Annotated in this window: 21 protein-coding genes; 7 read left to right on the top strand and 14 right to left on the bottom strand. The window is 70.7% G+C overall.

Going from position 1 to position 20,455, the window contains the following annotated elements:
* Positions 1-11 precede the first annotated feature (11 nt).
* The 9 genes from D7I44_RS03785 to D7I44_RS03745 form a co-directional block, all read right to left on the bottom strand.
* Positions 12-1,244, bottom strand: coding sequence for an ABC transporter permease (locus tag D7I44_RS03785; RefSeq protein ID WP_120788261.1), 1,233 nt, complete (start codon positions 1,242-1,244; stop codon positions 12-14).
* Complete coding sequence (locus D7I44_RS03780) at positions 1,241-1,972, bottom strand: ABC transporter ATP-binding protein (protein WP_120788260.1); 732 nt, start codon at positions 1,970-1,972, stop codon at positions 1,241-1,243. The genes D7I44_RS03785 and D7I44_RS03780 overlap by 4 nt, the downstream gene beginning before the upstream one ends.
* On the bottom strand, positions 1,969-3,372 hold the full coding sequence (locus tag D7I44_RS03775; protein ID WP_162940037.1) for an efflux RND transporter periplasmic adaptor subunit: 1,404 nt from the start codon (positions 3,370-3,372) through the stop codon (positions 1,969-1,971). Before D7I44_RS03775 ends, D7I44_RS03780 begins: the two co-directional genes overlap by 4 nt.
* Before the next feature lie 340 nt (positions 3,373-3,712).
* The gene (locus D7I44_RS03770) at positions 3,713-4,252 is read right to left on the bottom strand and encodes a hypothetical protein (RefSeq protein ID WP_120788258.1); all 540 of its coding nucleotides are present in this window, start codon (positions 4,250-4,252) and stop codon (positions 3,713-3,715) included.
* 53 nt (positions 4,253-4,305) lie between these two features.
* The gene (locus tag D7I44_RS03765) at positions 4,306-5,760 is read right to left on the bottom strand and encodes an HNH endonuclease signature motif containing protein (RefSeq protein WP_162940036.1); all 1,455 of its coding nucleotides are present in this window, start codon (positions 5,758-5,760) and stop codon (positions 4,306-4,308) included.
* A gap of 94 nt (positions 5,761-5,854) precedes the next feature.
* Entirely contained in the window at positions 5,855-6,784 is a 930-nt protein-coding gene (gene sigJ / locus D7I44_RS03760) for an RNA polymerase sigma factor SigJ (protein ID WP_120788256.1), read from the bottom strand.
* Complete coding sequence (locus tag D7I44_RS03755) at positions 6,781-7,959, bottom strand: NAD(P)/FAD-dependent oxidoreductase (protein WP_120788255.1); 1,179 nt, start codon at positions 7,957-7,959, stop codon at positions 6,781-6,783. The genes sigJ and D7I44_RS03755 overlap by 4 nt, the downstream gene beginning before the upstream one ends.
* Before the next feature lie 173 nt (positions 7,960-8,132).
* On the bottom strand, positions 8,133-8,483 hold the full coding sequence (locus D7I44_RS03750; protein WP_162940035.1) for a hypothetical protein: 351 nt from the start codon (positions 8,481-8,483) through the stop codon (positions 8,133-8,135).
* A gap of 53 nt (positions 8,484-8,536) precedes the next feature.
* Positions 8,537-9,508 carry a zinc-binding dehydrogenase gene (locus tag D7I44_RS03745; protein WP_120788253.1) on the bottom strand — a complete coding sequence of 324 codons (972 nt, stop codon included), beginning with the start codon at positions 9,506-9,508 and terminating at the stop codon, positions 8,537-8,539.
* Positions 9,509-9,641: 133 nt separating this feature from the next.
* Here D7I44_RS03745 and D7I44_RS03740 point away from each other — a divergent pair, with 133 nt between their 5' ends.
* Complete coding sequence (locus tag D7I44_RS03740; protein WP_120788252.1) at positions 9,642-10,100, top strand: VOC family protein; 459 nt, start codon at positions 9,642-9,644, stop codon at positions 10,098-10,100.
* On the opposite strand, the gene D7I44_RS03735 is transcribed toward D7I44_RS03740, so the two are convergent.
* Together D7I44_RS03735 and D7I44_RS03730 are read right to left on the bottom strand one after the other, a co-directional pair.
* Entirely contained in the window at positions 10,101-10,811 is a 711-nt protein-coding gene (locus tag D7I44_RS03735; protein WP_245979989.1) for a putative protein N(5)-glutamine methyltransferase, read from the bottom strand. It abuts the gene before it with no gap.
* A 40-nt stretch (positions 10,812-10,851) separates the two neighbouring features.
* The gene (locus D7I44_RS03730; RefSeq protein ID WP_120788250.1) at positions 10,852-11,139 is read right to left on the bottom strand and encodes a GNAT family N-acetyltransferase; all 288 of its coding nucleotides are present in this window, start codon (positions 11,137-11,139) and stop codon (positions 10,852-10,854) included.
* Between the two features lie 50 nt (positions 11,140-11,189).
* Between D7I44_RS03730 and D7I44_RS03725 the strand changes: the two genes are divergently transcribed.
* The gene (locus D7I44_RS03725) at positions 11,190-11,459 is read left to right on the top strand and encodes a hypothetical protein (RefSeq protein WP_120788249.1); all 270 of its coding nucleotides are present in this window, start codon (positions 11,190-11,192) and stop codon (positions 11,457-11,459) included.
* A gap of 76 nt (positions 11,460-11,535) precedes the next feature.
* Here the strand turns inward: D7I44_RS03725 and D7I44_RS03720 are convergent, their stop codons facing one another.
* Positions 11,536-14,190 (bottom strand): MGH1-like glycoside hydrolase domain-containing protein, encoded by a 2,655-nt coding sequence (locus tag D7I44_RS03720; RefSeq protein WP_120788248.1) that lies wholly within the window; start codon positions 14,188-14,190, stop codon positions 11,536-11,538.
* A gap of 34 nt (positions 14,191-14,224) precedes the next feature.
* Between D7I44_RS03720 and D7I44_RS03715 the strand changes: the two genes are divergently transcribed.
* Positions 14,225-14,722, top strand: a complete 498-nt coding sequence (locus D7I44_RS03715; RefSeq protein WP_162940034.1) for a GyrI-like domain-containing protein — start codon at positions 14,225-14,227, stop codon at positions 14,720-14,722.
* A gap of 92 nt (positions 14,723-14,814) precedes the next feature.
* On the opposite strand, the gene D7I44_RS03710 is transcribed toward D7I44_RS03715, so the two are convergent.
* Positions 14,815-15,255 (bottom strand): MarR family winged helix-turn-helix transcriptional regulator, encoded by a 441-nt coding sequence (locus tag D7I44_RS03710; protein ID WP_220093827.1) that lies wholly within the window; start codon positions 15,253-15,255, stop codon positions 14,815-14,817.
* An 89-nt stretch (positions 15,256-15,344) separates the two neighbouring features.
* Here D7I44_RS03710 and D7I44_RS03705 point away from each other — a divergent pair, with 89 nt between their 5' ends.
* From D7I44_RS03705 to D7I44_RS03695, 3 genes are read left to right on the top strand one after another with little or no spacing between them, the layout of a single operon-like run.
* Entirely contained in the window at positions 15,345-16,778 is a 1,434-nt protein-coding gene (locus D7I44_RS03705) for an FUSC family protein (protein WP_120788246.1), read from the top strand.
* Positions 16,771-17,682, top strand: coding sequence for a ribokinase (locus D7I44_RS03700; protein WP_120788245.1), 912 nt, complete (start codon positions 16,771-16,773; stop codon positions 17,680-17,682). Before D7I44_RS03705 ends, D7I44_RS03700 begins: the two co-directional genes overlap by 8 nt.
* The gene (locus D7I44_RS03695) at positions 17,682-18,053 is read left to right on the top strand and encodes an RNA-binding S4 domain-containing protein (protein ID WP_120788244.1); all 372 of its coding nucleotides are present in this window, start codon (positions 17,682-17,684) and stop codon (positions 18,051-18,053) included. The genes D7I44_RS03700 and D7I44_RS03695 overlap by 1 nt, the downstream gene beginning before the upstream one ends.
* A gap of 109 nt (positions 18,054-18,162) precedes the next feature.
* On the opposite strand, the gene D7I44_RS03690 is transcribed toward D7I44_RS03695, so the two are convergent.
* Positions 18,163-19,335: an acyl-CoA dehydrogenase family protein gene (locus tag D7I44_RS03690; RefSeq protein ID WP_120788243.1), complete on the bottom strand. Its 1,173-nt coding sequence runs from the start codon at positions 19,333-19,335 to the stop codon at positions 18,163-18,165.
* A gap of 58 nt (positions 19,336-19,393) precedes the next feature.
* Here D7I44_RS03690 and D7I44_RS03685 point away from each other — a divergent pair, with 58 nt between their 5' ends.
* Entirely contained in the window at positions 19,394-20,410 is a 1,017-nt protein-coding gene (locus D7I44_RS03685; RefSeq protein ID WP_120790782.1) for an aldo/keto reductase, read from the top strand.
* The last annotated feature ends 45 nt before the right edge of the window (positions 20,411-20,455 follow it).

The following is a 20,455-nucleotide window of genomic DNA, read 5'->3' as shown; positions in this document are numbered from 1 at the left end:
ATTCCTGAGCGCTACTCGGTGCGCAGTGCGTCGATGGGGGCGAGCCGCGCCGCCCGGGTGGCGGGGTACACGCCGAAGACGAGCCCGATGCCGATGGCGACGACGAGCGAGACGCCGATGGCCACGCCCGAGACCTCGACGGACGAGCCGATCAGTCCCGGCAGCACAAGCGCCGCCACGATGCCGAGGGCGGCGCCCACGATCCCGCCGGTGAGCCCGAGCGTGCCCGCCTCGACCAGGAACTGGTTCCTGATCGCCCCGGGCGGGGCGCCGAGCGCCTTGCGCAGGCCGATCTCGCGGGTCCGCTCGGTGACCGACACCAGCATGATGTTCATCACGCCGATGCCGCCGACGAGCAGCGACAGCGCGGCGATGCCCGTGAGCAGGATCGTCAGCGTGCGCGCCACCGAGGTGGCGGTCGACACGAGCGAGTCCTGGCTCGAGATCGTGAAGTCGGCGTCGCTCGACGCGCTGATGCCGTGCCGGTTCAGCAGCACCGACTTCGCCTCTTGATAGGCGGCGGGCAGCGCATCCGCCGATCTCGCCTGCAGGTAGACCGTCGAGACCGAATTCGCCTGCGATCCGCCCACGAGGTTCGCCGCCATCGTCGACAGCGGCACGATCGCCGTGTCGTCGAGGTTGCTGGTCGAGTTCGAGCCGGAAGAGGCGAGCACGCCGACCACCTGGAAGCTCTGCGAGTCGATCGTCACGGTCTGGCCGACCACCTCGGTGAAGCCGAACAGCTCCTGTGCGGTCTCAGAGCCGAGCACGACGACGGATGCCTGATCCGACTCGTCCTTCGCGGTGATGAACGACCCCGTCTGAACCGTGCGCGCGCGCACGCCGAGGTAGGCGGGCGTCGCGCCGACGACGGTCGTCGTCCAGTTCGTCGACCCGGCGGTGAGCTCCTGTGACGACGACTTCTCGGCGTCGACGCCCTTGATGTCCGGTGCGTTCACCTTCGAGGCCAGCGCGTCCGCGTCGGCTTCCGTCAGCGTCGAGCCGGTGCCGAAGCCACCGCGCACCCCCGTCGACGAGGTCGATGAGCCGGGCGAGACGATCAGCAGGTTCGAGCCGAGCGACGAGATCTGGCTCGACACGTCCTTCTGGGTACCGAGGCCGAGACCGACGGTCAGAATCACCGCGGCGATGCCGATGAGGATGCCGAGCACCGTGAGCGCCGACCGCATCTTGTGACTGGCGATCGCGAACCAGGAGGTCCGCATCGTCTCGACCCAGTTCATGCGCTCGCCTCTTCGGCGGTGATCAGCCCGTCGCGCACGTGCACCGTGCGTCGAGCACGCGCGGCGACGTCGTGCTCATGGGTGATCAGCACGATCGTGCGCCCGCTCGCGTGCAGCTCGTCGAACAGCCCGAGCACCTCCTCCGTCGAATGCGAGTCGAGGTTTCCCGTCGGCTCGTCGGCGAGGATCATCGTCGGCTCGGTCACGAGCGCGCGCGCCACCGCGACGCGCTGCTGCTGGCCGCCCGAGAGCTGGCCCGGCTTGTTGTCGATGCGGTCGCCGAGGCCCACACGCTCGAGCGCGGCGACGGCGCGCGCCCGCCGCTCGTCGCGGTGCACGCCGGCGTACATCATCGGCAGTTCGACGTTCCGCCACGCCGAAAGGCTCGCGAGCAGGTGGAACTGCTGGAACACGAAGCCGATGCGCCGATTGCGCACGGAGGCGAGCTCGGCCTCATCGAGGTCCTCGACGTTCTCGCCGGCCAGCAGGTACGAGCCGCTCGTCAGCGTGTCGAGGCAGCCGAGGATGTTCATGATCGTCGACTTGCCGCTGCCCGACGGGCCGACGACCGCGACGTACTCGCCCTCGGCGATCGACAGGTCGATGCCACGCAGCGCCTCGAACTCGATCGAGCCGGTCTTGTAGGTCTTCCGCGCCTCCGCCAGCTTGATGACGGGCTCACTGCTTCCCGGCGCGCGGAATGAGGGCAGGACGGATGCCTGGCTCATCGGTTCCCCGCCCCGGTGTCGCTGCCGCTGCCACCGCCGCGCTGGAAGCTGCCGGTCGTTCCGGTGCCCGTGCCGCCGCCGGTGCCGCCGAAGCCACGGCCGCCGAAGCCCGTGCCGCCGGTGCCCCCGAACCCGGAACCGCCGGTACCGCCGAAGCCGCCGGGGAACCCGGTGCCGCCGCCGAAGCCGGTGCCGCCCGTGCCGCCGCGCGTGCCGCCGGTTCCCGTGGTGCCGGTGCCGCCGGTCGTGCGGCGCGCAATCTTCAGCACGATCTTGTCGCCGGCCTTGAGCCCGTCCGTGATCTGCACGTACTGGCCCTGCTGGATGCCGGTCGTGACCGTCTGCTGCACGTTCTTGCCGTCCACGACCTTCGTCACGGTCGATTTCCCGTTCGACTGCGTCACGGCGAGGGACGGCACGGCTATGGCATCCGTCACCTTCTTGTAGATCACGTTCGCCGTGACGGAGACGCCGTCATAGAGGCTCTGCGGCGTTCCGGTCACCTGCACGTCGACGGGGTAGGTCGCAGCACCCGAGCTGGTCGAGGGCAGCAGCCCGATCGAGCTGACCGTGCCGAAGAACGACGGGTTCTCCGTGGTCGAGAGCGTGACCTGGTCGCCGGTCTTGAGGTTCTTCACCTGGGCTGCGGCGACGCTGATCTCGGTCGTCCACGAGTCGGTTCCGGTGATCTCGAACGCACCGCTCGAGCTCGATGAGCTGCTGCTCGAGCCGCTCGTGCTCCCGGTGCCGGTGCTCGATGACCCGCTGCGGGACGAGCCGGAGCCTGAGCTCCCCGAGCCCGACGCGCTGCTTCCGGAGCCGGAGCTCGACGCGGATGACCCGGTCACCGAGTCGCCGACGGCGACGTTCACGGCGGTGACGAGCCCGGCGACGGGCGCGGTGAGGGTGGTGCCGTTCACTTCGTTCTGTGCTGAGGTGACGGATGCCTGCGCGACGCTCACCGCCGCCTGGTCTGCGCTGATCTGGGCGGTGTCCGCGGCCGAGCCGGTGCTCGAGGCCTGGTCGGAGGCGAGTTTCGCCTGGTCGCTCGCGAGCGTCGCCTGCGCCGAGGCGAGGTCGGCGTCGGCTTGCGTCGTCGTGACGGTGCCGAGAGTGTCGCCCGCCTTCACGGTCTGGCCCGCCTGCACGCTGACGGCCGTCACCGTGCCGGAGGCGGCGAAGCTCACCTGCTGGTCGACCGTGGGCGAGAGCGTGCCGGTTCCGGACACCGACTGCTGCAGCGTCTGCGTCGAGACGGTGAGGGTCGTCGAGGTGGCGGGCGCCGCGTCGGCGTCGGTCTTGTGTGCGAATCCGAACCACCAGACGGCGGCGCCCGCGACGACGACAACGACGACGGCCGTAATGATCCACGTTCGTGGACGTGTGAGGAGGGCCATCATGTCGCTCACTGTGCTGGGTCGATCTGAGATGGGGAGATCGCCCACCTATGGGCCGGATAAGAACCGGATGCATGCCCGTCAGCACGTAGGCTTCAGCCATGCTCATCGTCCGCGTCGCCGAGATGATCGCCATCTCTGCGCTGGTCGCCGCCGCGTGGGCGGTCATCCGCGCCGCGCGCGAGTCGTTGCGGAATCGCCGCGCGGATCGCCGCCGCTGACCCCTGACGCGCCGCGAGGCTTGCGCCCTCCGCTGGCTGCGCCGCCGGCTCGGCTGCCCGGTCCGCTGGGTTGTGCCGCCGACTCGGGCGACCCGATCCGCTGGGTTGTGCCGCTGACTCGGCTACGCAGCCCGCTCCGGCTGCGCCGCCACGATCTCGTTCAGCGCTGCGATGAACTGCTCGCGGTAGCGCCCGCGCGGGAACGGCACCGGCTTGTCGTGCAGCACTCGCAGCCCGGCTTTCTGCAGGCCGGGCCCGAGCGCGGCGAGGCCCGAGTTGAACGCGATCACGACCCCCTCCGGCTGCAGAGCCGTCGCCCGCTCGATCGCCGACCTCGCGAACCGCGCGGTCAGATGCGGCCGTTCCCCCCGGCTGTACGCACCGACCGGGAACGGGATCGTCTCGATCACGTAGACGCCCTCGTCGCGCAGCCGTGCGAGGTACGGCGTCTTGTCGGCGCCCGCGGGCGGGAACTCGCCGTCGAAGTACACGTCGACGACGGCGCGGAACAGCGGGTCCCAGCTGACGACGTTCGACGAGTAGAAGAACTCGTGCTTCGAACCTGCCGCGAGCTCGGGCGCGGCCTCGTCGATGATCAGCAGCCGAACCTGCTCGGGCCGCCACTGCTCGCGCAACCGCTCGTACCAGGGTGCGTCAGCCATGCGCCTTCACCTCACATCGAACGACAGCCATCTGCTCTCACCACGCCCTTCACTCATGCGCCCTGTCGGGTCGCAACGTCTAGCTGAGCCATCACGCCGGACTTCGAACTCAACGGCACCGGCGGCCGCCCCGGCCAGTGCAGGAAGTAGACAGACCCCTGCCGCGAAATCCGCGCACCGTGATTGTGGACGGTCAGATGATGGAATTTGCAGAGCAGGATTCCGTCTTTCGTCTCCGTCTTCCGGTTCAGCGGGCTCTCGCCCCACGGATTGTCATGGTGCGCCTCGCACTCGCCCGGCGGCCTGGTGCAGCCCGGCCAGCGGCACCCGCCGTCGCGTACCGCCATCGCCCGGCGCTGCTTCGCGGTGAACAGCCGCTGGTCCCTTCCGACGTCTATCGCCGCACCGCTCTCGTCGAACAGCGCCGGTGTGAAGGTTCCGGTGCAGATCGACCGCAGCGCGGCCCTCGCCGACACCGGCTGACCGCCGCCGACCCAGGCTACGCCGGCCGCGTCGCCGGGTGTCGCGTCCTTCGCCTTCCGCAGCTCATCGGTCGTGACGACGATCGAGACGTGCGGCTCGGCCTTCCCGAATGCGCCCGCCGCCGCCTCTGCAGCGACCCCTGCGGCGAAGATGCCGGTGAACTCGTCGACGAGCAGCTGCTCGTTGGTGCGCGGGTCCTGATCGAGTTCCGCCGCTCGCGCGATCTCTTCCTCGGTGCGGAACCTGGGGCCGCCGAGCCGCGGCGAGAGCCGCCTGCTCAGCGGACCCCACAGCGCCGCATCGGTCTCGGGGTCGAGCTCGAGGTCCCACTTCCAGTTCCCGCTGCGCAGCTGCCGCCGCTTGAGCGATCGCGCCTCGAATCGGGCGCTCGCATCGGCGTCGGCGGCCTTCGCGTCGAGGCTCGCACGCACGCGCCCGGCGGCGCGCCCCAGATCTTCCGCGGTCCATTCGGACGCCCATGCCGCGTCGATGAGAGCGAGCGCGGCGTGCCGCCAGTCGTCGGCGAGCCCCGCCGATCGTGGCGAGCCCAGCCCCGAGCGCAGCGCCTCGCTCTGGTCGACCGACAGCCACTCGTTGCGCACGGCGACGGCGATCGGCGCCTCCCACCCGCCGGGGAGCGCCTCGAGCGCGGCGAGATCGCGCGGCCCCGGCTCGGAGCCGGTGACGGGAACCACCGACTCGGCCGTCTCAAGCAACCCGCCGGTGTGCACCAGTTTCCTCGCCTCGGCGATCGACGACCCCGTCAGCTTCTGCACGAACTCCGGCCCGTTCCGCAGGCCGTTCGACTGGGCGAGCCCGGCCGCGCCCAGTTCGCGCGCCGAGCGCCGGTCGATGTCGGTGGCTGCGAGTGAACTGGTCGCAGCCACTTTCCGTGCGAGCGCGCCGAGCTCGGCCATCAACGCAATCACGTCGGGGTCGCGCAGCTGTGCGATCTGCTCGGCGCAGGGCAGCGCGGAGGCGACCACCCTGGTCGCCCCTCGCACCGCCTCAAGCACCGAACTCATGCAAGCAAGATTACCGACCGCCACTGACATTGAGAAGCGAAACATCGAAGGTGTGTACAACTCACAAGGGATCGGCCCTGTGAGCGGGAAGACCTCACAGACGCGACACCACTGAGTAGTCCGCCAACCCGCCGTACACCCCGGCGAGGTGCCCCAGCTTCTCCGGGTTCACCACCCCGTCGATCTCGGCGATCCGCCCCGCGCGCATCGCGAACCCCAGCACGCCCATGAGCCCGCCGCCGCGCGGCAGGTCCGCGATCACCACGACGCCGGGTGCCCCGCCGATCGACGCCGCCTCAAGATGCGCCGGGAAAACCGCCCGCCGCGAGAACGACGCGAACACCTTCGCAACCGCCTGCAGCCCCCGCACCGGCCGTGAGATCGCGAACCCGGGCGGCACCTTCCCGCCACCGTCGCCCGTGAACACCACGTCCGCAGCCAGCAGCTCGACGAACGGCGCGACCTCGCCCTGCTCGCACGCTGCGATGAACCGGTCGACGAGCCTGCTCTGTTCATCGCTGGAGACCTCGTAGCGCGGCATCCGCTCAGATATTCGCGCGCGTGCACGCGACACGAGCTGACGAACGGATGCCTCGCTCGGCCGCTCCAGCGCCCGCGCCGTCTCCCCGTAGGAGAAGTCGAACACGTCGTGCAGCAGGAACGCCGCCCGCTCGGTCGGCGACAGCGTCTCGAGCAGCACGAGGAACGCAAGAGAGAGGTCGTCGGCGAGCTCCGCATGGCCCGAGGCATCCGTCGCCCGTTCAGCCCCGCCATCCACGAGCGGCTCCGGCAGCCATTCCCCGAAATACTGCTCGCGCTGCCGCCGCGCCGAGCGCAGCTGGTCGATCGACAGCCGCGTCGCGACGGTCGTCACCCACGCCTCGGCGTTTGCGGGCGCATCACCCGAGGCGAGCAGGCGTGCAAGCGACTCCTGCGCGATGTCCTCCGCATCGGCGACGGAGCCGAGCATGCGATACCCGACGCCGAACGCGACCCGGCGCAGCTGCTCGGAAGCATCCATCATGCAGCGATCATCTCGCCATGCGCCGCATCGTGCGCGGCCGGCCCGCTGCCCGGAACCGTGAAGCCGGGGTGCCGCAGCAGCCAGCGGCCGAGCCCCAGAATCAGCTCTTTCGAGCGGGCCGCCGCGCGCCCGGTCAGCGCGAGCGACCGCGGCGACTGGTCGCCGTGGAACAGCTGCAGAATGCCGTCCCGCCGCCCGAGGCTGATGCACTCCGCCTGGTAGGAGAACCGCAGAGGCGTGGGCTCGCGCCCGGCGAGCGCGGCCTCGACCGATGCGGCGAGCGGCCCGGTGAGATACGGCGCGATACGCGCGCCCATCGCGAGCGACGGACCCCACGGCCCGGCGATCGCGCCCGCATCGCCCGCGACCCACACCTCCGGGTGCGACACGGAGCGGAACGCCGCATCGGTCAGCGCGCGCCCGCGTGCGTCGACAGCGAGGCCGGATGCTTCCAGCAGGGGGTTCGCGCGGAATCCGCCCGCCCACACCGTGAGCGCAGACGGAACGGACGCGCCCGTCGCCAAAGTGACCGCATCTGCACCCACCCGCGCGACCCGCCCGCGCAGCTGCCGAACCCCGAGCCGGACGAAGGCGCGCGCGAGATGCCGCCGCGCCCGGCTGCTGAGCCACGTCCCGGGCTCGGCGGGGCTCGCGATCGTGACCGCGAGGCGCGGGTGCGTCTCGGCGATCTCGGTCGAGAGCTCGATGCCCGTGAGCCCGCCGCCGACGACGACAACGGCTGAGGCGTCCGGCAGCGCACTCAACTCGCGCGCCAGCCGGCTCACGGCGGCAGGGTCGGTGACGCCGTGCGCGAGCTCGGCGACACCCGGCACGCGTGAACCCGTCAGGTCGACGGAGCTGCCGAGCGTGAGAACGAGCGAGTCGTACGCCACCGACTCGCCGCCTGCGAGCAGCACCGCGCGCCGCAAAAGATCGAGGCCGGTGGCGAACGCGATCCGCAGCTCGACCCCGTCGCCGACGAGCGAGCCCATCGGCAATGCGTCGACGGCCTGGCCGGTCGCCAGCTGATGCCAGCGCGGCCGCTCGTCGAAGGTCTCGTGCGCGGTGATGAGGGTGACGGATGCCTGCCCCGGCCCCACCCGCCGTGCGATCTTCCTGGCGGCCGCGACCCCCACGTACCCGCCGCCGACGACAACGATGCGATATGTGTTCATGCCAGTCCGACGGGCGAGACGGTCGCCGTGTGACAGACCCCGGGCATCAAAGAACCCCGCCGGTCCGACCACCGGCGGGGTGCTCGCTATAGCGTCCCACTTCGGGGGCCGTGCGAACGTCAGGCGACCGCGTTCTTAGCGAACTGTAAGGGAACCCGAGGGAAGCGAGCGGGTCAGACGATGGTCCACTCGGAATCGCCCCCGTCGGCGAGCGCCGCCGACGGCGCGGAGTGCGCGAGCCGCACCGCGATCAACTCTTCGTCGAGCGCGAACCGGCGCGCCCGCTCGTCGGCGCGGGCGGCCTCGCCTGCGCAGCGCTCGGCTTCGGCGTCGAGCCGCCGGGCATCCGTCTCGCGCATTTTCGCGATCTGAGCAGAGCGGGCGGATGCCGCGGCCGCACGCATCCGCCCCGCTTCGTCTCGCTTCTCCTGCTCGATCGCGCGGAAGTCCACCGCCTTGCGCTCTTCCGCGAGACGGTTCTTCCGCTTCAGCATGAGTTCGACTTCGGTGACGGGGGCAGGCATCACCGCGACGGTACCCACGCGTGCGGGGCGTGGCCCGCAATCAGCCCGGCCAGTTACGAAACCCGCACCACGAGCTTCCCGCGCACGTCCCCGTCGATGAGGCGCTGGAATCCGCTCGCGATGTCGTCGAGCGGCACGACCGAGTCGACGTGCGGTCGCACGCCGCTCGCCTCGAGCAGCCGCAGCAGTGCCTCGAACTCGGCGCGTGTGGACCCGGTCGACCCGATCACCGACAGCTGCTGGTAGAAGATGCGGTTCAGCTCGGCCGGCGGCATGTTGCCGGTCGTCGCGCCGCAGGTGACGATCACGCCGCCGGGCTGCAAGGAGCGCAGCGAGTGCGCCCAGGTCGCCTCGCCGACCGTGTCGACGACGATGTCGACCCGCTCGGGCAGGCGCACGCCGTTCTCGAACGTCTCGTGTGCGCCGGCCTCAAGGGCGAAGGCGCGCTTCGCCTCGGTGCGCGCGGTCGCGAACACCCGCGCCCCCGCCGCCCGCGCGAGCGAGATCGCCGCGCTGCCGACCCCGCCCGATGCGCCCTGCACCAGCACCCGGTCGCCCGCCTTCAGTCGCGCTCGCGTGAACAGCATGCGGTAGGCGGTGCCCCAGACGATGCCGAGCGTCGCCGCATCGTCGAAGCTCAGCCAGGTGGGCTTCGGCACGACGCAGGCGTCGGGTACGAGCACGAAGTCGGCGAGCGACCCGTTCACGGTTTCAGACAGCAGCGCGCGACCAGGATCGAGCGTGACGTCGCCGCCGCCCCGGTTCGGGTCGCCGAGCACGGGGTGGATCACGACTTCGTCGCCGGCATCCGTCACCCCGGCTCCATCGCACCCCAGGACCATCGGGATGCGCTCGGCCGGGTGCCCGACGCCGCGCAGGGTCCAGACGTCGTGCGGGTTGAGCGACGCGCTGCGCACACGCAGGCGCGTCCACCCCGGTTTCTCTTCAGGATCAGGGATTTCTCGCAGTGACAGCCCCGACAGCGGGTCTTCCATGCTCTGAGCGACGGCGACAGCAGCGCGCACGGTGTACCTCCCGTTCCGCGTGCCACGATACCGACCGCGAACTGCCTCTTGCCGCCGCACGCTCCCGGCGGGATGATGCCCGCGACAGCAGGTCATTCGGCCGCAGGTTCGCTCATTTCAGGAGGCCTTCACGATGTCCGTCAGCTTCACTCCCTATCTCTCGTTCCGCGGCCAGGCCCGCGAGGCGATGAACTTCTACCAGTCGGTCTTCGGCGGCGAGCTCACCGTCACCACCTTCGCCGACGGCGGCATGACCGACGGTGTCGACCCCAACCAGATCATGCACTCGCAGCTCGACGGCGCCGTCTCGCTCATGGGCTCCGACACCCCCGACTCGATGCCCTACACCGACGGCAGCCGCATCACTCTCGCGTTCTCGGGCGACTCGGCCGGCCTCGACTCCTGCCGCGATTACTACGCGAAGCTCGGCGACGGCGGCTCCAACGTGCTGCCGCTCGACCTCGCGCCGTGGGGCGACTACTACGGCCAGCTCACCGACAAGTACGGCATCACCTGGATGTTCGATTTCAGCGCTCCCGAGGTTCCAGACGACGCCAGCTCGCTGCGCGCCCACAGCCAGGACTCGCTCTAGCTAGTCGCGCGCCGCACGCACGGCCGTCGCGTCGAGCTCGTCGTCGGTGACGACCTCGACGCGCCACCCCTGAGTCTCGAAGATCTTGAGGTCGACGGATGCCTGGCGTCGACTCGTCTCGACGAGCACCACGCCGCCGCCGGCGAGCCATGCACCGGCCTCGGCCGCGATGCGCCGATGCAGCGCGAGCCCGTCATCTCCACCGTCGAGGGCGAGCGGATGCTCGAACTCGCGCGCCTCGCGCGGCATGTTCACCAGCTCGGCGGTCGGAACATAAGGCGCGTTCGCGGCGATCACGTCGAACCGCGCGCCGGGCGGCAGCCCGCCGAACAGGTCGCCCGCGACCACCGTGCCGCCCCGCGGCTCGAGATTGCGACGAGCGACCGCGACGGCGGCCGGGTCGAGATCAGAGGCGATGACGGAGCCTTCCGGCATCCGCATCTTCACCGCGGTCGCGACGGGCGCGACCCCGCAGCACACCTCGAGCAGAGCGGTCGGCGTGGCGGCCGTCGCGAGCTCGAGCAGCAGCTCGGTGCGACGCCGCGGCACGAAGACCCCAGGTGCGACCGCGAGCCGCAAGCCCGCGAACTCGGCCCAGCCGAGCACGTACTCGAGCGGCTCGCCCGAGACGCGGCGGGCGACGAGGGACTCGAGCTCGCCGGCATCCGTCGTCGCTGAAATCAGCAGTGCTGCCTCGTCCTCCGCGAACACGCAGCCGGCTGCGCGCAGGCGCGCGACCAGCGCGTCGGGCTCAGTCAGCGAGCAGCCCCGCCCGCTCGGGGTGCTCGTCGAACCACTTGGCGACGTACCAGCACATCGGCACGACCTTGGCCCCCGGCGAGTTCTGCTCGACGTCGTCGATCGCGAACTCGACGACCTGCCCCGCGTAGCCGTGGCCGCGCTGCATGGGGTCGGTGAAGGTGTGGGTGAACGAGACGCGGTCGCCGTTCACGGTGTAGTCGGCCGCGCTCACGAGCTTGCCGTCGACCTCGAGGCGGTAGCGGTGCGCGTCGGTGTCGTGGATCAGCTCGCTGCTCATGGCTCGAGCCTAAGCCTGGGTGTCGCCGGTCGCGCCGGTAGCCTGGGCGCGTGCACAGTCCTGTCCGTCGCCGCGTCGTCTTCGTGGTGATCGCCGTCGCCGTGGTGTTCCTCGGTATCGAGGCGATCGAGGCCGTCGTCGCGAATCAGACCCTGCCGTCGGCTGTGCGGTTCGCGGCGCTGCATTCGATCGGCGCCATCGTCTTCGGCGCGCTCTCGATCGCGGCGGTGATCGCCGCGGTCGTGCTCGAGCCGCGCTGGCTCGTGATCCTGATCGGCGCGTGCATCGCCGCCGCGGCCGTCGCCCTGTGGTTCGTGTGACGTGACTGCGCCGAGGGTGTGGTTCAGGTCGTCGGGGCCGCGAAAGCAGCGCCCGAACTCACCCCTGGGGTGAGGGTCAGCGGGACTCCTTCAAGATCAGTCGCGCGACCAGGGCCGTCCAGCCCGTCTGGTGCGAGGCACCCAGCCCCTGGCCCGTGTCGCCGTGGAAGTACTCGTAGAAGAACAGCTGGTCGCGCCACCTCGGGTCCTGCGAGAGCAGGGGGTAGCGGGCATCCGATGCCCTCGGGCCGCCGCCCGCGCCGGGCGTGAACAGCGAGATGAGCCGGTCGGCGAGGTCGTCGGCGATCTCGCCCAGGCCGCGCTGGACCCCGGACCCCGCCGGATACTCGACCGTGTGCGCCTCGCCGAGGTTGCCTTCGTAGTCGCGCAGCGACCCGATGATCAGCGCGTTCAGCGGGAACCAGACCGGCCCGCGCCAGTTCGAGTTGCCGCCGAACAGGTGGCTCGTCGACTCGCCCGGCTCGTAGTCGACCTGCTGCTCGGTGCCGCCGACCGAGATGTGGAACGGGTGCTCGCGATGCCAGGCGGAGATCGAGCGGATGCCGTGCGGCGACAGCATCCCCTGCTCGTCGAACACCTTCGCCAAGACCCGCGTGAGCCGCTCGGGGCTCACCAGCGCGAGCAGCGTGGTGCCGCCGCCGCGCGGGTGCAGGTGCAGATTGTCCGCCGCTTCCGGCTGACGCCGGATGAAGGCGCGAACGGATGCCTGGAACTCGGGCAGCCCGTCGGCGAGCCCGTCGAGCGTGAGCGACGCGGTCACCGGCACCAGCCCGACCAGCGAGCGCACCCTGAGCGACTGCTTCGTGCCGTCGGGCAGGGTGAGCACGTCGTAGTAGAAGGCGTCGTCGTCGCTCCACAGCCCCTCGTCGTTCGCCGCGTCCGCGATGCGCGTGAAGTGCTCGAAGAACTTCACGGCCACGTCCTCGTAGGCGGGGTCGTGGTGGGCGAGCGTGAGCGCCATCTCGAGCAGGTCAAGGGCGTACACCGCCATCCAGGCGGTCGAGTCGGCCTGCTCGATGCGGCCGGCGTCGGGCGGCAGCGTCGAGCGGTTCACGGGCGCGATGTTGTCGAGCCCCATGAAGCCGCCCTCGAAGAGGTCGTTCTGGCCGGCATCCTTCGTGTTCGTCCACCACGTGAAGTTGATGAGCAGCTTGTGGAAGACGCGCGCGAGGAAGGTGTAGTCGGTGCCGCCGTCGAGCCGGAACACGACGAGCGCGGCGTGCGCCTGCGTTGGCGGGTTCACGTCGCCGAAATCCCACTCGTAGGCGGGCAGCTGGCCGCTCGCATGCGTGTACCACTCGCGCAGCAGCAGGACCAGCTGACTCTTCGCGAAGCCGGGGTCGATGTGCGCGTACGTCATGCAGTGGAACGCGAGGTCCCAGGCGGCGAACCACGGGTACTCCCACGCGTCCGGCATCAGGATCACGTCTTTCGCGGCGAGGTGCTGCCAGCCGCCGTTGCGGATGTTCCCGCGGCCGGGCGGGGGAGCAGCGTAGGCCGGGTCGCCCGCGAGCCAGCGGCGCACGTCGTAGTGGAAGAACTGCTTCGACCAGGTCAGCCCCGCGAGCGACTGCCGCAGCACGCGCTTCCGGTCGGCGTCGAGATCCGTCGGCGCCACGGCGTCGTGGAACGCGTCGGCTTCGGCTTCGCGCGCGGCCATGACCTCATCGAAGTCGGCGAAGGGGTGCCTTTCCCGATCGAGCACAGCTCGATCGGCGTCCGGCGCGCGACGACCCACTGGGTCGTCGCCGCTGTGCGCCAGACGCAGCCTGAGCACGCGGCTTTCCCCAGGTGCGACCGTGAGCGTGTAGCGAACGGATGCCTTGGTGCCCGTCTTCTGCGGGTTGACGCTCCACGCGCCGTTCACGACGAAGTCGTTGATGGCGTCCTTCGGGTACGCGGAGCGGTTCGTCGCGCCTTCCCCGAAGAGCTTCACCGCGTTGGTCTCGTTGTCGCAGAACAGCGCGGCTGAAGCATCCGCCGTCTCGTATGCGAGCGTGAGCGGGCCGGCGATCAGCGCACCGTCGCCCTGCGTGATGGCGGGCTTCTCGCCCTCCGGCACATCCCAGCTCCAGGTGTTGCGGAACCAGAGCGTGGGAAGCACGTCGATCTTCGCCGTTTCCGGGCCGGCGTTCTCGACGGTCAGGCGCAGCAGCAGGTCGTGCGGGCCGGCCTTCGCGTAGTCGGCCGTGACGACCCAGTAGCGACCGTCGTCGAAGACGCCGGTGTCGGCGAGCTCGTACTCGGGGTCGAGCACGCCGCGGCGGGCGTTCTCGGCGCGCAGCTCGTCGTAGGGAAAACGCGCCTGCGGGTAGTGGTAGCGCCAGCGCTGCCACGAGTGCGTCGGGGTGCCGTCGAGGTACCACCAGTAGTCCTTGGCGTCCTCGCCGTGGTTGCCCTCCGGCCCGGCGAGCCCGAACATGCGCTCTTTGAGGTGGTCGTCCTGCCCGTTCCACAGCGCGAGGGCCAGCACCCAGGTCTGGTCGAGGTCGCAGAAGCCGGCCATGCCGTCCTCGTTCCAGCGGTAGGTGCGGCTGCGCGCGTGGTCGTAGGGGAAGAACCGCCACGCGTCGCCGTCGGCGCTGTAGTCCTCGCGCACCGTGCCCCAGGCGCGCTCGGCGACATACGGGCCCCAATCGCGCCAACCCGCTTGCCGCGCGTCCGCCGCTTCGACACGCTGGTGTTCTGTTGAGCGTTCGTCACCCGGCATACGTCGGATGATAGGCGCAGGAGAGGGGCGGCAGATGGACATCGAAGAGGGGCGCCTCGGGCCGCTGCATCTGTACGCGATCTCCTCGGGGCCTGCGCCGATCCCACGCGACGAGGTGCCGCCCGTCGTCTACCGGCTGTTCGAGCAGCTGCGCGAACGGCTCGCCGACATCGACATCGAGATCTCCGGCCGGGCGATCGCCTGGTACGAGCGGGTCATCGGCGAGTTCGGGGAGCATAGCCAGCGGGTGTGGGTCGGCTACGTCGCCGACGACGACGAGGTCGGCGGCGAGATGTCGCCCATCGTGCTCGACGGGGCGGAGCACGTCGCGATCGGGATGCACCACGGGCCGATGGCGACGATCCGCCAGTCGTGGAACGAGCTGTTCGACTGGGTGCACGAGCACGGCGGCCACTCGGCCGGCTACATGCGCGAGGTGCACCTCAAGGCGTGGCCGTACCCAGAGGACGAGTGGGTAACGAAGCTCGAGCTGCCCTTCGACGAAGACGACGACGACCCGATCGGCGAGTAGAGCCCGCACAAAAGCGGAAAAGGCCCTCCCGATGATCGCCAAGAGCCACGCCGGGACTCCATCGGCGCCCGGATTTCCGCTTTTGTGCGGCGCTACTCGTCGGCGAGTCGCGCCATGAGCTCCGCGGCGAGCGCGAGCAGGCCGATCTCGGCGTCCGTGAGGCCACCCAGGGCACCCGCCAGCCAGGCGTCGCGCTGAGCGACGTCGGCCGTTACCGTGCGAACCCCGAGCTGCGTGATCTCGAGGAGGGACTGGCGCGCGTCGCCCGGGTCGGGGCGCCGGATGAGATGGCCGGACGCCTCGAGCTCGCCGAACACCCGCGTGAGCCCCTGCGGGCTGACCCGCTCGGCGGCCGCGATGCGGCCGGGAGTGCTCGGCCCCTCGCGCAGAAGGCGCCCGAGCACCAGCAGCTTGTTGCCGGAGAGCGCCGCCTCGTCGCCGCGCTCGGTGCGCAGCCGGTGGCCGAGGTGCACGGCGCCGTAACGCACTCGGCCGGCGATCTCTCGCAGCGCGGAAGGGGAGTACCCGGTCACGGTTCGTACGCTAGCACGTCATTAATGAGGGGTTGAGCGCCGCACTCGCGGGAGGCGATACTAAGCAGGTGCTTAATAGTCTGTGGCGGATGTCACTCGCGCGGCTGCGCGCCGGGGCCGGGTTCGCCGTGGCATCCGTCATCGCCGCCCTGCTGTCGTTCTGGACGATCGCGTACTTCGCGAGGAATCAGACGCTCGTCATTCAGCTGTGCATCTCGGGCGTGATCATCGCGCTGTCGATAGTCCGGTCGGACGAGCGGTCGGCCGGCCCGGGCGGCGGTGGGCGGATGCCGCAGTGGGTGACCTGGGTCGCGCGCTTCGCGCTCATCCCGCTCGTCGCGCTGCTCGGCTCGGCGCTCGGGCACGTGGTGCGTTCGGATGCCGCGCTGGGCTTCGCTCTCATCGGGGTGCCTCTGGTCGCCGCGATCTGGGTGCGCCGCTTCGGGCCGGTGTGGACGCGGCTTGGCTCGCTGTGGTCGTTCCCCTTCATCGCTTCGCTCGTCACGCCGGCCGCTGCGCTCGCCGCGGGCGCAGGGGTCTGGTGGGGTGCGCTGGCTGCGCTGATCGCGGTCGGGTGGGGTTCCATCTTGGGATGGTTGGTCACGTCCGCCGGTCGACTCAGCCGCGACGCGGCTGAATGGAGACCGGATGCCCCCGCCCCCGCGAACGGCCTCCATTCGCCTGCTGCGCAGGCGAGTCGACCGGCGGAGAACGGGACGCGGAAGCTCGCAGCATCCGACCGCATGGCCCTCCACCTCGCCATCTCGCTCGCCGCGGCGATCCTGCTCGGCTGGTGGCTGCTGCCTGACCATCTGGGCTGGTTCGTGCTCACCGCGTACATCGTGAACAGCGGCAACCGCGGCCGAGGCGACGTGGTCTACAAGGGCGTTCAGCGTCTCATCGGCGCGGGCGTCGGCACGGTCGCCGCGACGCTGCTCGGCACGCTCTACGCCCCTGGGGATTCGACCGCGATCGTCGCCCTGTTCGTCATCCTCGGCGTCGGCGCCGTGCTGCGCACCGTGAGCTACGCGTGGTGGGCCGCCTCGATGACCGGCGGCCTGTCGCTGCTCTACGACTTCCTCGGCCAGGGCGGCACCGATGTGCTCGGGCAGCGGCTGCTCGCGATCCTGCTCGGCGGTCTGATCGCGATCGCCGCGAGTTCGTTCATCGCCCCCGTGCGGTCGATCGACGTCGCGCGGCGCCGCACCGCCGATCTGCTCGGGCTCGGCCGCGAGGTTCTGACCGGCGAACGCTCGGCGCCCAGTTACCCGGCACTCGCGCCCGAGGTGCGCGAGGCATCCGCCCGCATCGCCCAGCTCGCGCCCCCGTTCCACGCGCTGCGCATCGTCACGTTCGGTCGCATCGCGCGGGCACGCCGCACGGCCGATCTCATCGACCGGGCGGCAGCCCTCGGCGCGGGTCTCGAGCGGTTCATCGCGGCCCCGTCGCGCGAGCTCGGCGCCGACCTCGGCGGCGAACTGCGCGGCCTGCGCGAGGTTTTGGTTTCATTGAGGCGTGACTGAGCACATCGTCGTGGTCGGCGCCCTGAACGCCGACCTGGCCATCCGCGTCGACCGTCTGCCCGCGCCCGGCGAGACCGTCTCGGGCCGAGATGTCGAGGTGCTGCCCGGCGGAAAGGCCGCGAATCAAGCGGTCGCGGCGGCCCGATTGGGCGGCCGGGTCCGGCTCGTCGGCGCGGTAGGCGATGACGACAGCGGGCGGATGCTGCGCGAGCACGCCGCAGCAGCAGGCGTCGACACCTCCTTCGTCGCGATGCTGCCCGAGGTGCCGACCGGCCAGGCGATCATCCCCGTCGACGACGCAGGCGAGAACTCGATCATCCTCGTGCCGGGGGCGAACGGGGCGATCGGGCCCGAGAATATTCCGGTCGAGGCATATGCGGATGCCGCGATCGTCTGTCTCTCGCTCGAGGTGCCGCTTCCCGTGGTGCTCCGTGCGGCAGCGCGGGCGGTGGCCGCCGGCGCCGCCGTGGTGCTCAACCCGTCGCCGTTCCGGCCGCTGCCGGGCGAGCTGCTTGACGCGGTCTCCGTGCTCATCGTCAATGAGCTCGAGGCCGAGCAGCTGCTCGGGCCCACGGTTGCGCCGGCCTGGCCTGGGGCTGCGAAGGCGCTTCGCGCCGCCCTGCAGCCGCACGGCATCGACCGCATCGTCGTCACGCGCGGTGCCGCTGGAGCAGTCGTCGTCGATGGCAAGGCCGTCACCGAGGTGCACGCGACCTCGGTCGACGCCGTAGACACGACCGGCGCGGGGGATGCCTTCACCGGCGCCCTCGCCGTGCGGCTCGCCGAGGGCGATCCGCTCGCGGCCGCTGCTGCCGAGGCATCCGTCGTCGCCGCCTTCAGCACCACGCGCCGCGGCGCGCAGCCGTCGTATCCGACCGCATCCGAGCTCGCGGAGTGGCGCTGATGGTCGCCGAGCTCAGCAGCGTGCGCGTCGACGTGTGGGCGTGGTCGGTGCGGTTGTACAAGACACGGTCGGCGGCGACCGAGGCGGCGAAGGCCGGGCACATCCGCGTGAACGGCGACCGTGCGAAACCCGCGCAGCCCGTGAAGATCGGCGACGAGGTGCGCGCCGTCACCGACCGCGAGCACATCGTGTTCGTCAAGCAGCTGCTGACCAAGCGGGTCGGTGCGGCGGTCGCGGCCCTGGCCGTCGACGACCGCACCCCGGCGCTGCCGCCAAAGGAGGAGCGCGCAGCTCCCGTCGTGCGCGAGCGCGGTGCCGGGCGCCCGACGAAGCGGGAGCGCCGCGCGCTGGAGCGGCTGCGCGGGCACTGATCGCTTCGAGGCGCCCGGCTGCGCCCTCGCGAGCACAGCTCGCTCGGCGTCCGCCGCGCGATCGCCCACAGGGCGATCGCGGTCCAACGGCGAACGCTCAGCGACCGGGCTACTGGATCGGCCCCAGCAGCGCGTTCGCGACCGTGGTGTGCGCCGATTCGTCGTCGGAGGGGTGGAAGATGCCCGCGAGCACGTCGCGATAGAGCCGCCCCAGTTCTGACGAGTTGAAGTACGAGGAGCCGCCAGAGACGCGGATCGCCTTGTCGACGACCTCGCGTGCGGTCTCCGTCGCCCGGACCTTCACGCCGACGAGCTTCGGGAACCACTGGCCGCCGTGGTTGACGAGGTTGTCGACGTCGCTCGCGACGGCCTGGATCTGCGGTGCCAGCGCATCTTGCTGGATCGCCGCCGAGGCGATTCTGAAGCGGATGTCGGGGTCTTGCGCGTACGGCTGACCGGTCTTGAGGGAGCTGCGCGTTTTCACCGTCAGGGTCGCGAGCTCGAGCGCGCGCGCCCCGATGCCGGTGTAGACCGAGGCGAGCAGCAGCTCGAAGTTCGCGAAGATGCCGAACACCAGCGGGTCCGGGTTCGGGCCGGGCGCGAGGCGGCGCACGACGCGGTCGGCCGGCGCGAGCGCGCCCTTCAGCACAGTGGAGCGCGACTGGGATGCCCGCATTCCCACGGTGTCCCAGTCGTCTTTGATCTCGACCGTGCCATCGGAGACCGCGTCGCGCGGGATGAAGCCGTAGACGACCCGCGGTGCGTCTTCGCCGGTGGTGTCCAGTCCCGTCACGCCGAGCCGGGTCCACGCGGGCGAGAGGGACGTGAAGATCTTCGTTCCGGTGAAGCGGTAGCCGCCGCCGGGTTCGGGCGCGGCATCCGTCGTCGAACCGAACAGCACCAGGTCGTTGCCCGCCTCACTGATGCCGAAGCCAAAGATCTCGCCGGCGCCCGCCTCGCGCAGCACGAAGTCGAGCGAGTCGTCGCCGCGGTCGCGCAGCACCTTGGCGACGCCGGTCCAGACGAGGTGCATGTTCACCGCGAGCGCCGTCGCCGGTGCGGCGCCCGCCAGCCGCTGCTGCTCGCGCGCCACCTCGGCGAGCGTCATTCCGAGGCCGCCGTAGCCGGCCGGGACGAACGCCTTCAGATAGCCGGCCGCGACGAGCTCGTCGAGGTCCTCGTCGAAGAATCCGTTCTCACGGTCGTAGCGTGCCGCCCGCGAGCGGATGCGCTCGAGCAGCTCGTCGGAAAGCACGGACACCCCAGGGATCGATTCGGCCATGGGCGCGAGCCTATTCCCGGCATCCGACATCGGACATGGCCCACTTAGAGTGGAGGTCATGCAGCAACGGACGCTCGGAAGGACGGGGCGCAGTGTCTCCGTCATCGGTCTCGGCACCTGGCAGCTGGGGGCCGACTGGGGCGCGGTGAGCGAGGCCGATGCGCTGGCCGTGCTCGAGGCGTCGGCCGAGGCGGGCGTCACCTTCTTCGACACCGCCGACGTGTACGGCGACGGCCGCAGCGAGTCGATCGTCGGCCGGTTCAAGGCGGCGCATCCGGATGCCGGCATCACCGTCGCCACCAAGATGGGGCGCCGTCTCGACCAGGTGCCCGAGAACTACACCCTCGCGAACTTCCGGCAATGGCTCGACCGCTCGCGCGCGAATCTGCGCGCCGACACCATCGACCTCGTGCAGCTGCACTGCCCGCCGACCCCCGTGTACTCGAACGACGAGGTGTTCGACGCCCTCGACCAGCTGGTCTCCGAGGGAGTCATCGCGAACTACGGCGTCAGCGTCGAGACGTCGGCCGAGGCGCTGACCGCGATCGCGCGGCCGAACGTCGCGACGGTGCAGATCATCCTGAACGCGTTCCGGCTCAAGCCGCTCGACGAGGTGCTGCCGGCCGCGAAGGCCGCCGGTGTCGGCATCATCGCGCGCGTGCCACTCGCGTCGGGCCTGCTCACGGGGCGATACACGAAGGACACGACCTTCCCCGAGAACGACCATCGCACCTACAACCGGCAGGGGGCCGCTTTCGACGTCGGCGAGACGTTCTCGGGCGTGGACTTCGAGTCGGGCGTCGCCGCGGCGCAGGAGTTCTCCGACGCGGTCGCCCAGCTGCGCGAGGAGTGGAAGATCGAGAACCATGCCCTGCTCACGCCGGCCAAGGCGGCGCTCGCCTGGGTGACTCAGCAGGCGGGGGTGTCGACCGTGATCCCCGGTGCGAGGAACGCCGACCAGGCGCTGGGCAACGCGGCAGCGGCATCCGTGCCGGAACTGGGTCCTGAGTTCAACGCGCGTGTGCGCGACATCTACGACCGCCGCTTCCGCGCTGTGCTCCACGATCGCTGGTGACCGCGTTCCCGATCATTGAGGAGCACGGCGCAGCCGGGCGTCTCG

This window comes from Gryllotalpicola protaetiae, from assembly GCF_003627055.1.
Lineage (GTDB): Bacteria > Actinomycetota > Actinomycetes > Actinomycetales > Microbacteriaceae > Gryllotalpicola > Gryllotalpicola protaetiae.
Note: the sequence above shows the minus strand (reverse complement) of the source record. Positions and strands in the feature narration are given on the sequence as shown.